Below are 11,649 nucleotides of genomic sequence, written 5' to 3' on the forward strand. Positions count from 1 at the left end.
TCGCCGCCCTCGACCGCCCGACGATGATCAGGCCGAGCGACGTGCGCACGGTCCAGCCGCGCGCCCGCCGCACCGTGGCGTCGTCCACCTCTCCGTACGCCCGGAAGAACCGCGCCGCCGCGCCGGCCGGAAGCAGCGTCCAGGCCGCCGCCAGATCCGTCGCGGGGTCCCCGGCGCAGAGCTCGCCGAAGTCGAGCACCCCGGCCAGCGTCCCGTCGGCGACGGTGACGTTCGCCGGGTGCAGGTCGCCGTGCAGCCAGGTCGGCGGGCCGGTCCAGGGCGGCGCCGCCACCCCGTCGGCCCAGACGGCGCGGGCGGCCGGCACCAGTGCCGGCGGGACGAGCGTGCCGATACCCTCGTCCGTCGCGTCGGCGAGCCGCTCGAGCGCGACGCCGCGGTCCGAGCTGTCCGGCGCGTCCGCCGGAGCGAGCTGGTGCAGCGCGCGCAGGAAGCCCGCCAGCACGTCGGCGGAGTCGTCACCGCGCGTGACCGGGACGCGGTCGGCCGGCTCGCCGTCGACCCAGGTCGTGACGGTCCACGGCTGACCGAAGCGCTCGGACGGCTCGCCCAGCCGCAGCGGCGTCGGAACCGGGAGCGGGAGCACCTCCGCGAGCGACGGCACCCACCGGTGCTCCTTGCGCAGCAGCTCGGGACCGCGCTCGGTGCACGGGATCCGCACGGCCAGCGCGTCGCCCAGCCGCCACAGCTCGTTGTCCCAGCCCTTCGCCGCGAACCGGATCGGCAGGCCGGCCAGGTCGGGGTGCTGCTCGCGCAGCAGCGTCCGCACCAACTGCTCGTCCGTCACGCGCTCCACGTCCCGGTCGCCAGCATCGCGAACGTGAACAGCCCGAGCGCGACGCGGTAGACGATGAACGGCGCGAACGACCGCTTCTCCAGCCACTGCATCAGCCAGGCGATGACGCCGAAGCCGACGAAGAACGCGATGATCGTCGCGAGGATGGTCGGGCCGGCGCCGTAGACCGAGCCCTCCTCCATCGCGCTCGGCCACTCGAAGATGCCCGAGCCGAGCACCGCCGGGATGGCGAGCAGGAACGCGAACCGGGCGGCGGCCTTGCGGTCCAGGCCGAGGAACAGTCCCATGCTGATCGACGCGCCGGACCGGGACACGCCCGGGATCAGCGCCAGCGCCTGCGCGCACCCGATGAGGACGGCGTCCTTGTAGGTGAGGTCGGCGGCCGTGCGCTCCTTGCGGCCGACGCGGTCGGCGATGCCGAGGATGATGCCCAGCACGACCAGCGTCGTCGCGATGATCCAGAGCGAGCGGAAGTCGTCCTCGATGACGTCCTTCAGCACGTAGCCGAGCGCGGCGATCGGCAGCGTCCCGATGATCACGAACCAGCCCATCCGCGCGTCCTGCTGGTCGTACTGACTCCGACGGAACCAGGCAAGCGACCATGGCCGGGCGTCCTGCGGATCGAAGGTCTCGCGCCGCCGCCGGCCACGCGACGGGTTTCGACGCCCCAGCGAACGGAACCAGGCACTGATGATGCGGCCGATGTCGCGGGCGAAGTAGAGGATGACGGCGGACTCGGTGCCGATCTGGGTGACGGCGGTGAACGCCGCGCCCGGGTCCTCCCAGCCGAACAGCTCCGGGTAGATGCGCAGGTGGGCGCTGGACGAGATGGGCAGGAACTCGGTCAGTCCCTGCAGCACCCCCAGCACGACGGCGTGGAACCACTCCATGTGATGCGTCGACTCCCCTACGACCCGGTCAGGATGCCAGTCCGGCGGCGTCCAGCGCCTCGGCGACGGTGCGCAGCGCGGCGACGCGCTCCTCCAGCGGCCCGGCGTGCACCGCGACCGCCAGCGTCGTCACGCCGGACTCCGCGTAGGCGTGCAGCCGCTCGCGGATCCGCTCCGGCGGGCCGATCAGCGCCGTCCGGTCGACGAAGTCCAGCGGGACGGCGGCCGCGGCCTCGCGGTGCTTGCGGTCCAGGAACAGGTCCTGGACGGTGCGCGCGGCGTCGCCGAAGCCCATCCGGACGGCGAGCGCGTTGTAGAAGTTCTGCTGCCGGCTGCCCATGCCGCCGAGGTACAGCGCCGAGTAGGCCCGGATCGGCGCGGCGCACGCCTCCAGGTCGTCGCCGACGGCGACCGGGACGGTCGGCACGACGTCGAAGCCGTCCATCGTCGCGCCGGCCTTCTCGCGGCCGGCCCGGATCAGGTCCAGCGACTCGGCGGCGTGCTCGGGCGCGTAGAAGACGCCCAGCCAGCCGTCGGCGATCTCGCCGGTCAGCTCCAGGTTCCGCGGCCCGATCGAGGCGAGGTACACCGGGATCGTCGGCCGGACGGGGTGGACGGTCAGCTGCAGCGCCTTGCCGGGGCCGTCCGGGAGCGGCAGCTGCCAGTGCTCGCCGTCGTAGGCCAGCCGCTGTCGTGACAGCGCCAGCCGGACGACGTCGACGTACTCGCGGGTGCGGGCCAGCGGGTGGTCGAAGCGGACGCCGTGCCAGCCCTCGGAGACCTGCGGGCCGGAGACGCCGAGGCCGAGCCGGAACCGGCCGCCGGACAGGCTGTCCAGCGTCGCCGCCGTCATCGCCGTCGTGGCCGGGGTGCGGGCCGGTATCTGCATGACCGCGCTGCCGACGTCGACGCGTGAGGTCTGCGCGGCCACCCAGGCGAGCACCGTCGGCGCGTCGGACCCGTACGCCTCGGCCGCCCAGACCACCGCGTACCCGAGCTCGTCGGCCGCCCGGGCCAGCGCCAGGTTCACGTCGTTGTCGCCGCCACCCCAGTAGCCGAGGTTCAGCCCGAGCCGCATCCGTCACCTCCCGCAAGACACTCCGGGCGACTCTACCCGGCGGGGAAACGCGCCACCCGGTAGCCTCACCGCGTGGAACAGCGACGACTCGGGGGAAGCGGGCTGTCCGTCTCGCGACTGGGGCTCGGCACCTTGACGTGGGGACGCGACACCGACCAGCACGACGCGCGTGAGCAGCTCAAGGCGTTCGCCGACGTCGGCGGCACGCTGGTCGACACCGCGGCGGCGTACGGCGGCGGCGAGAGCGAGCGGCTGATCGGCGCGCTGCTGGACAGCGCAGTGGCGCGGGAGAACCTGGTGATCGCGACGAAGGCCGGCTCACCCGGCCCGGCCGCGGGTCGCGGGCGCGCCGACGTGTCCCGCAAGGCGCTGCTGGACCAGCTCGACGATTCCCTCGACCGCCTCGACCTCGACTACGTCGACCTCTGGCAGGTGTCGGCGTGGAGCGACGGCACGCCGCTGGAGGAGACGCTGGGCGCGCTGGAGCACGCGGTCACGTCCGGCCGGGCCCGCTATGCCGGCATCTCCAACTACGCCGGCTGGCAGACCGCCGCGGCCGCCGTTCACCAGCGCGCCGTCGCCGGTCCGCAGGCGCCGCTGGTGTCGACGCAGGTCGAGTACTCGCTGCTGGAGCGCGGGGTCGAGCGGGAGGCGCTGCCGGCGGCGACGCGGTTCGGGCTCGGCGTGCTCGCGTGGTCGCCGCTCGGGCGGGGCGTGCTGACCGGCAAGTACCGCAGCGGCACCCCGGCCGACTCGCGCGCCGCGACGACGCACTTCGCGCCGTTCGTGGACAAGTACCTCGACGCCCGCTCGGCGAAGATCGTCGACGCCGTCTGCACCGCCGCCGACGGGCTGGACGCGCTGCCGCTGGAGGTCGCGCTGACGTGGGTCCGGGACCGGCCCGGCGTCACCGCGGCGATCGTCGGCGCCCGGACCGCCGGACAGCTGCGCGACGTCCTGGGGTCCGACGACCTCTCCCTGCCGGAGGAGATCCGGGCGGCCCTGGACGAGGTCTCGGCGCTGGACCTGGGCTACCCGGAGACCTGACCGCCGCGCCCGCGTCAGTCGTCGGTGTGGATGATCTCGTCGACGCGGTACACGAGCAGGTCCTCGTCGGCGACGCCGAACGGGTCGGTGGTGAGGGTCTGCTCCTCGGCCTCGCCGAGCGCCTGCACCCACACCGTCCCGCCGCGCGGCAGCAGCCCGGCCTCCTCGGCCCGCTCGTCCAGGCCGTCGACGCCGTAGGCGTGCAGCATCTGGTAGAGCGCCCGCCCCGGGTGCGACACGTCGGCGACGGCGGACTCGCGCGGGTCCTGCGGGTACAGCTCGCCGTACGCCTCCCGGCCGGCGACGATCAGCCGGTCGTTGTCGTCGATCTCGTAGTCACGGCGCACGAGCAAGCCGACCACGCCGGGCTCGGCCTCGAGATCCTGGTACTCGATGCTGGGCGGCTCCTCCGGGAACTCCCACGGGGTGACCTCCTCGGTCACGTCATAGAGGAGGTCGTCGTAGCGGTCGGCGGCGATCCGCAGCTTGTTGTACGCCGCCTGGACCACCGGGTCGGACTCGCCGGTGCGGGCCAGGCAGGCGTTGAGGTGGGCTTCCAGTGCATCGGTGAGGTCGTCGAGCGCGGCCTGCAGGCGCTCGGCGTCGTGCGGCGGCATGGTCACAGTCGACGACCGTACCCGGTCCGGGCGTGGCAAGATACGTAAATGGAATGGTCGGTGGCGAGAAGCCTCAATTCCCGAGTCCCGGCCACCGAGTACGAGTTCCGGCACATCTCCCTCCCCCGCACCACGTCGCGGAATGCGGCCCGCCGGCTGCTCACCGAGCAGGCGGAACACGGCCACTGGGAACTCGCTCGGTTGCGCCTCCACCCCGACGGCACCCGCCACATCGTCCTGCGTCGCAAGATCATGCGGGTGCGCGCGACGCTCTGACCCTTCCCAGGCCAGAGCGTCGCGCGTGTGTGCTGCTCGCTCAGGAGCGACGTGCCCGCAGCGCCATCGCGGCAGCGCCGGCCAGCAGCAGGCCGAACGCCGCCACGGCGACGGTCGTGCTGTCCGTCCCGGTGTTCGGCAGTTCCTCGCCGTCGCCACCGGTCTCGTCGCCCGAGCCGCCCGTCACCGTCACGACGGTCTCCGCCTCGAAGTCCTCGCCCCAGGCGTTGTACGTCAGAGCCGCGACGCCCAGTTCACCGGCCGGCGCGTCGGTGTCGAGCTGGACCCGGAAGGTCCACTCCTCGGTATCGCCGGGTGCCAGCGCAGCCCCGCGGATGCACTCCACCTGTTGCGGCGTCCACAGCACACAGCCGTCGTCCACCCAGGTCATCTCGTCGAGGATCTCCAGACCCTCCACACTGGCGATCGTCGCGCCCGCGGGGACCGTCAACGCCGCGATCCGGCCCTTCGGCCCGAAGATGCCATCGTTACGGGCCGTCAGGACGATCTCGACGATCTCTCCGGCCGCGCCCGTCACCGACGGCGTCGCGGTGACCTCCATCGCGCGTCGATCGAAGGCGACGTACACCGCCGCCGCGTCCGACGCCTGGCCGCCCCGGTCACCCACCACGTGCACGGAGGCGTCACCGAGCCACGACTGCTCCGCGTGCTCTGGCATCCGCTGGTGGACCGTGATCTCGAACGGTCCCATCTCGGGGGACGGGGTGTGGCACTCGAGGCGCCCCGTCGCCGCGATGACACAGCCCTCGTCGGGTCGCTCGGTGCCGTCGACCAGGTCCAGGCCGGTGACGCCCGTGACGGCCACGCCCGGTGCAGGGGTGAAGTCGAGCGTGAAGCCGGGGACGAACGCGTTGTTGTAGACCTTGACGGTCTGGTCGAAGGCCGCGCCGAGGGGCGCCGACGCGGTGAAGTCGGGCCCGATCGCGGCGGTGAGGTCAGGCTCGCCGGTCATGACCGGAAGCTCCGTCTCCGTGCTCTTCTCGACGCCGTCGTCCGACGTGACGGTGAGGACCACGGGGCTGAGATTCCCCGTGACGTCGTCGTCGATGGCCGCTGTGAACGTGGCGTCGACGCCCTTGGCGTACTCGAGCACGGCGTTCGTGTGGCACTCGACCCGCTGCGGCGTGACGAGGGCGCAGCCCTCGTCCGGCCGCTCGGTGCCGTCGACGAACTCGTCGTCCACCATGCCGGTGATCGTGACGCCGTCGGGGACCGAGAGGTCAAGGCTGCGGCCGGCGAAGTGCGGCCCCTTGTTCTCGATGGAGGTGTAGATCTCCGTCGCGTCGCCCGGCTTGCCGCCAAAGGCGATCAGGCTGAGGCTGAAGTCGTACGGAATCTCCTCAGCAGGTGCCGGTGCGGCGAGACCGAGCGCGGTGGCTCCGATCAGACCCACGCCGGCCAGTGTGCGGACAGCAGTCCGCATAGGAAACCTCAAGGTGTGCCCCCAGAAATGTGCACTTAGCAGCGAAGCGTCAGAAACGTCCGGCGCAGACTACATCACGGGCAGGTATTCCAGGGAGAGGTAACTCATTGTCACGCGAGGTCGAGAAAACGGTCGATGACACGGGCGCCGAAGCGCAGGCCGTCGACCGGTACGCGCTCGTCGACGCCGTGGAACATGCCGGCGAAGTCGAGGTCGGGCGGGAGCAGCAGCGGCGAGAAGCCGAAGTTGCGGATCCCCAGCAGGCTGAACGACTTCGCGTCGGTGCCGCCGGACATGCAGTAGGGCACCGGGTGGGCGCCGGGGTCCTCGGCCCGCAGGGCCGCGCTCATCGCGTCGACGAGGGGGCCGTCGAAGGAGGTCTCGACGGCGATGTCGTGGACAAGGGACTCGCGCTGGACGTTCGGGCCGAGCAGCTCGTCCAGCGTCGCCGCGAACTCGGCCTCCTGGCCGGGGAGGAAGCGGCCGTCGATGTAGGCCTCGGCGCGGCCGGGGACGACGTTGTGCTTGTAGCCGGCCTTGAGCATGGTCGGGTTGGTGGTGTTGCGCAGGGTCGCGCCGACGATCCGGCCGAGGTTGCCGAGCTGGCCGAGCAGCGCCTCCGGGTCGTCGGGGTCGAACTCCAGGCCGAACGCCTGCCCGACCTCCTCCAGGAACGACCGGACGGTGGGCGTGAGCCGGACCGGCCACTCGTGCCGGCCGACCCGGGCGACGGCCTCGGCGAGCTCGGTGACGGCATTGTTCGCGCTGACCATCGAGCCGTGGCCGGCGCGGCCGGTGACGGTCAGCCGCATCCAGTCGATGCCCTTCTCGGCCGTCTCGATCAGGTAGAGCCGCTTGTCCTCGGCGACGGTGAGGCTGAACCCGCCGACCTCGCTGATCGCCTCGGTCGCGCCCTCGAACAGCTCCGGCCGGTGGTCGACGGCCCAGTGGGCGCCGAGCCCGCCGCCGGCCTCCTCGTCGGCGAGGAACGCGAGGATCAGCGGCCGGGCCGGACGGCGGCCGGCGCGCAGCCGGTCGCGGACGACCGCCAGGATCATCGCGTCCATGTCCTTCATGTCGACGGCGCCGCGCCCCCACACGCAGCCGTCGGCGATCTCGCCGGAGAACGGGTCGTGCGTCCAGTCCGCGGCGTCGGCCGGGACCACGTCGAGGTGGCCGTGCATGAGCAGCGCGTCGGACCGGGCCGGGTCGGCGCCCTCGACCCGGGCGACGACGGTGGTGCGGCCCGGCGCGGACTCGAACACGACGGGCTCCAGGCCCACCTCCGCGAGCTTCTCGGCGACGTACTCGGCCGCCTTGCGCTCGCCCGGGCCGCTGCCGTCGCCGAAGTTCGACGTGTCGATGCGCAGCAGGTCACGGCAGAGGTCGACGACCTCCGCGTCGGCGGTGCTCGGGGTCGCGGCGGGGGTCTGCGTCATCCGCCCATCTTGGCATGCCGCCAGTACTGCCGCTTGTCCTGGTCACGCACCACGACCCCGAGCTTGGACAGCTCGTCACGCAGCTCGGCCAGGTCGCGCTGGTCGCCCTTCTCCAGCGCGACGGAGCGCGCCTTGAGCACGGCGTTCGCTCCGGCCGGCAGCTCCGGCTCGTCCGGCACCCAGCGGCGGTACTCGTCGCGGTGCGGGTCGCCGCCGTCGCGCCACGGGTAGCCCTGCCCCGTGAACGCGGCCGCCAGCCGCGGCGTCGCCAGGTCGGACTTCTCCCGGGCCAGCTCGACGCCGGTGCGGCCGATCAGCACCAGCTCCTTGCCGTCGGCGAACACCGTGGTGACGTCGCCGCGGGCGATGCTGCGGGTCTTGCCGTCGCGGGTGAGCGTGACGCCGGACGGGCCGACGGCCACGCGGAGCACCTCGCCCTCCGCCGTCAGCGCCACCAGCACGCCGAGCACCACACCGGCGGCGACCGTCACGAAGGTCCCCTGCGGCTGCGGCAGCTCCGAGATGAACCGGATCGGACCGACCTCGGGCACCCAGGAGCTGTCGATCGCCCAGTCGGCCAGTGGCCCGACCCCGAGCCCGAGCAGTGCGCCCAGCACCGGGAACCCGGCCCAGACCAGCACCGCCTCCCAGGCCGGGCGGCCGACCACCGTCTCGCCGCCCGGGCCGTTCGTCCTCGCGTCCATCGTCGGCATCCCTACTTGATCTCCGAGCGCAGCACCCGCCACAGGCCGAAGGCGAGCGGCAGGAGCAGCCACAGTGCCAGCGACGTGCCCAACTGGCCCCACTCGGTGCCGCTGAGGCCGCCGTCGTCGATCAGCGGCATGGTCGTGGCCTGATAGTTCAGCCACTCGGCCGGGGTCTCCAGTGCGGAGATCGTAGTGCCGAGGATGGTCCACGCGGTGGGCAACACGAAATACAGGACGATGGCCAGCGGCGTGCTCAGCAGCGCCAGTCCGAACGCGCTGCCGACCAGCATGCCGATCACCTGGAACAGCACGACCCGGCCGAAGTCCTCGGCGCCGAAGCTCCAGCTGCCGTCGGCGTCGGTGACCAGCGGTGCGACGACGTTGGCCAGCGCGGCCCAGGCCAGGCTGGCGACGACCACGCCGACGGCCATCAGGACGGCCGCGGACAGCTTCGCGGCGACGACCCGTTCGCGCCGCGGCTCCAGCGCGAACGTGCTCAGCGTGGTGCGCTGCGACCACTCGCCGGTGACGGCGAGGATGCCGACGACCGGGAGCAACAGCCCGACCGGCAGCTGGGCGCCGACGAGGAAGTCGGAGAACGTACGGTCGGCGGCGTCGCCGGTGAACATCTGGATCAGGACCATGCCGAGCGCGACCAGCGCGATGACGGCGAGCAGCCAGAAGCCGGCCCGGGTGTCGGTGGCCTTGCGCAGCTCGACGGCGGTGAGCCGGGCGAGCGACGGACGGCTGGTCCTCGTGGGCCGGTGCGTGCCGGCCGCGGGCGTGGCGAGTGCGGACATCAGGCGGCATCCTTCTGCGCGTCGGGGTGGGAGGTCAGGCGGAGGAACATCTCCTCCAGGCCGCCGGAGTCGGCCGGCCGCAGCTCCAGCAGGACGACGCCGGCGGCGAGCGCGGCGCGCCCGATGCTCTCGGCGTCGGCGGCGACGCTGAAGCCGCCGTCGCGGGTCGGCTGGACGGACAGGCCCGCCTCGGTGAGCGCCTTCTCCAGCAGGGCGGCGTCGAGGCCGCGGACGTAGAGGCCGCCGGCGTGCAGCAGCTCGGTCTTGGCGCCGTCGGCGACGATCTTGCCGTTGCCGATGACGACGAGGTGGTCGGCGACCGCCTCGACCTCGCGCAGCAGGTGCGACGAGAGCATGACGGTGCCGCCGCGGTCGGCGAAGTCGCGCAGGACGCCGCGCATCCAGAAGATGCCCTCGGGGTCCAGGCCGTTGGCCGGCTCGTCGAGCATCAGCACCGACGGGTCGCCGAGCAGCGCGTGCGCGAGGCCGAGCCGCTGCCGCATGCCGAGGGAGTAGTTGCCGACGCGGCGCTTCTCCGGCGCGCCGGCCAGGCCCACCAGCTCCAGCATCGCGTCGACCCGCTTCCGGCCCACGCCCAGCAGCTGCGCGGACAGCGACAGGATCTCGCGGCCGGTGCGGCCGGAGTGCTGCGCCGACGCGTCCAGCAGGACGCCGATGTGCCGGCCCGGGTTGGGCAGGTCGCGGAACGCGACGCCGTTCACGGTGGTGCTGCCGGAGGTCGGCGGCGTCAGCCCGCTGATCATCCGCATCGTGGTGGACTTGCCTGCGCCGTTCGGGCCGAGGAAGCCGGTGACGGTGCCGGGGACGCACGTGAACGACACGTCGTCGACGGCGGTGAACGCGCCGTACCGCTTCGTCAGGTGCTCGACAGTGATCATGGCATCCACTCTGGTCGCGCCACCGGTCCCGCCGCGTCGGCCCGAAGGCTGCCGGTGTGCGACCAAGGTCTAGGCCCGGATCGACCTTGGTCGCTACCGTCGGCGCCGATCGGCTCGTAGCGTGGTGTCCCATGACGACGCAGGTGCCCGGGCGGGCGGCCAGCAGCCCGGAGCTGCCCGCGCTGCTCCCGGGCATGCTGCGGGTCGAGCCGGACACCGAGGACGCGGCCCGGCGCGGCCGGGTGCGCCGGTCGGTGCGCGACTGGATCGTCGACACGCTGTGCTTCCTGATCGCGATCTTCATCGGCCTGTCCAACTTCGACGCGGCGATGGAGACCGACCCGCCCGAGCTGGTCCAGCTGCTCGACCTCGGCGTCGGCCTGCTGGCCTGTGTGTCGCTGTGGTGGCGGCGGCGCTGGCCGGTGCAGCTCGCGATCGCCATCGCCCTGGTGTCCATCGGGATCGCGTCGGCCGCGGGCGCGGCGATCGTCCTGGTGTTCACCGTCGCCGTGCACCGCCGCTGGCAGGTCGCCGCCGTCGTGGCCGGTGTGCACGCCTGCGCCGGCCTCCTCTTCTACCGGATCTATCCCGATCCCGGGCTGGCCTACCGGTGGGCCGCGCTGCTCACGATCTTCGGTGTCGCCGTCATCACGCTGTGGGGCATGCTGGTGCGCTCGCGCCGGCAGCTGGTGCTGTCGCTGCGCGAGCGGGCCTACCAGGCCGAGTCCGAGGCGGCGCTGCGGGTGGAGCGGGCCCGGCACCTGGAGCGCGAGCGCATCGCGCGCGAGATGCACGACGTGCTGGCGCACCGCATCTCACTGCTCAGCGTGCACGCCGGGGCCCTGGAATACCGGCCGGACGCGCCCCGGGAGGACGTCGCGACCGCGGCCGGCGTGATCCGCGCCAGCGCGCACCAGGCGCTGCAGGACCTGCGCGAGATCATCGGCGTGCTGAGGGCCCCGTCGTCCGGCGACGACCCGGACCGGCCGCAGCCCACGCTGGCGCAGCTGCCGGCGCTGGTGGACGAGTCGCGGCAGGCCGGCATGAGGGTCACCGTCGTCGACGAGCTGGCCGGCGACGGCGCCGAGCCGCCCTCGGTCGTCGCCCGCTGCGCCTACCGCGTCGTACAGGAGGCGCTGACGAACGTGCGCAAGCACGCCCGCGGCACCGGCGTCATCGTGAACCTGACGGGCGGGCCGGGCGGCGGGCTGTCGGTCGAGGTGCGCAACCGGATGCCGGTCGGCTCGGCCGGCCCGGTGCCGGTGCCGGAGATCCCCGGCACGGGCACGGGGCTGATCGGGCTGGCCGAACGCGTGGAGCTGGCCGGCGGCTCGCTGGAGCACGGAATCACCCCGGACGGCGACTTCCGGGTCCGTGCCTGGCTACCGTGGCCGTCAGTGTCAGGGTGATGTCGCCGCTGTTCGCGGCTGGTTGGATCCTGATCGCCTTGGTGTCTGGCTCGTAGCGTGGCTGCCGACTGTTGGTCTGGTCTTCATGCGTTTTGCCGGCACCGGGGTGTGAAGGACCGGCCGGCGTGACTTGATAGGAGCGTGGCGTCGCCCCGACTGAGATGTGTCCGCCGGCCGGTCCAACCGTCCCGTCACTGATCAGGTGAGAGGAGGCAACCACCATGGTTGT

Annotated in this window: 12 protein-coding genes; 3 read left to right on the forward strand and 9 right to left on the reverse strand. The window is 72.8% G+C overall.

Annotated features, from left to right (window positions below; genetic code table 11):
* From C1I92_RS31465 to C1I92_RS31475, 3 genes are all read right to left on the reverse strand, one after another.
* A partial coding sequence (locus tag C1I92_RS31465; RefSeq protein ID WP_199521786.1) for an aminoglycoside phosphotransferase family protein occupies positions 1 to 805 on the reverse strand: 805 nt, incomplete at its 3' end.
* On the reverse strand, positions 802 to 1,704 hold the full coding sequence (locus tag C1I92_RS31470; RefSeq protein ID WP_111258578.1) for an undecaprenyl-diphosphate phosphatase: 903 nt from the start codon (positions 1,702 to 1,704) through the stop codon (positions 802 to 804). The genes C1I92_RS31465 and C1I92_RS31470, both read right to left, overlap by 4 nt.
* 28 nt (positions 1,705 to 1,732) lie before the next feature.
* Entirely contained in the window at positions 1,733 to 2,782 is a 1,050-nt protein-coding gene (locus C1I92_RS31475; protein WP_111258579.1) for an LLM class F420-dependent oxidoreductase, read from the reverse strand.
* Positions 2,783 to 2,854: 72 nt separating this feature from the next.
* On the opposite strand from C1I92_RS31475, the gene C1I92_RS31480 reads away from it, so the two are divergent.
* Positions 2,855 to 3,829: an aldo/keto reductase gene (locus tag C1I92_RS31480; RefSeq protein ID WP_111258580.1), complete on the forward strand. Its 975-nt coding sequence runs from the start codon at positions 2,855 to 2,857 to the stop codon at positions 3,827 to 3,829.
* A 14-nt stretch (positions 3,830 to 3,843) separates the two neighbouring features.
* Here C1I92_RS31480 and C1I92_RS31485 read toward each other — a convergent pair whose 3' ends face one another.
* Complete coding sequence (locus tag C1I92_RS31485; protein WP_146605362.1) at positions 3,844 to 4,452, reverse strand: hypothetical protein; 609 nt, start codon at positions 4,450 to 4,452, stop codon at positions 3,844 to 3,846.
* Between the two features lie 42 nt (positions 4,453 to 4,494).
* Between C1I92_RS31485 and C1I92_RS31490 the strand changes: the two genes are divergently transcribed.
* Complete coding sequence (locus C1I92_RS31490; RefSeq protein WP_111258582.1) at positions 4,495 to 4,722, forward strand: DUF5703 family protein; 228 nt, start codon at positions 4,495 to 4,497, stop codon at positions 4,720 to 4,722.
* A 40-nt stretch (positions 4,723 to 4,762) separates the two neighbouring features.
* Here the strand turns inward: C1I92_RS31490 and C1I92_RS31495 are convergent, their stop codons facing one another.
* From C1I92_RS31495 to C1I92_RS31515, 5 genes are all read right to left on the reverse strand, one after another.
* Complete coding sequence (locus C1I92_RS31495; RefSeq protein WP_158564379.1) at positions 4,763 to 6,136, reverse strand: LPXTG cell wall anchor domain-containing protein; 1,374 nt, start codon at positions 6,134 to 6,136, stop codon at positions 4,763 to 4,765.
* A gap of 140 nt (positions 6,137 to 6,276) precedes the next feature.
* Positions 6,277 to 7,605 (reverse strand): M20/M25/M40 family metallo-hydrolase, encoded by a 1,329-nt coding sequence (locus tag C1I92_RS31500; RefSeq protein ID WP_111258584.1) that lies wholly within the window; start codon positions 7,603 to 7,605, stop codon positions 6,277 to 6,279.
* On the reverse strand, positions 7,602 to 8,309 hold the full coding sequence (locus tag C1I92_RS31505) for a YqeB family protein (protein ID WP_111258589.1): 708 nt from the start codon (positions 8,307 to 8,309) through the stop codon (positions 7,602 to 7,604). Before C1I92_RS31505 ends, C1I92_RS31500 begins: the two co-directional genes overlap by 4 nt.
* 11 nt (positions 8,310 to 8,320) lie before the next feature.
* Positions 8,321 to 9,112 (reverse strand): ABC transporter permease, encoded by a 792-nt coding sequence (locus tag C1I92_RS31510; RefSeq protein WP_111258585.1) that lies wholly within the window; start codon positions 9,110 to 9,112, stop codon positions 8,321 to 8,323.
* A complete protein-coding gene (locus C1I92_RS31515) occupies positions 9,112 to 10,011 on the reverse strand; it encodes an ABC transporter ATP-binding protein (protein ID WP_111258586.1) in 900 nt (299 codons plus the stop codon). Before C1I92_RS31515 ends, C1I92_RS31510 begins: the two co-directional genes overlap by 1 nt.
* 131 nt (positions 10,012 to 10,142) lie before the next feature.
* On the opposite strand from C1I92_RS31515, the gene C1I92_RS31520 reads away from it, so the two are divergent.
* Positions 10,143 to 11,420, forward strand: a complete 1,278-nt coding sequence (locus C1I92_RS31520; RefSeq protein WP_111258587.1) for a sensor histidine kinase — start codon at positions 10,143 to 10,145, stop codon at positions 11,418 to 11,420.
* The last annotated feature ends 229 nt before the right edge of the window (positions 11,421 to 11,649 follow it).

The sequence above is a fragment of the Jiangella anatolica genome, from assembly GCF_003236295.1.
GTDB classification, from domain to species: Bacteria; Actinomycetota; Actinomycetes; order Jiangellales; family Jiangellaceae; genus Jiangella; species Jiangella anatolica.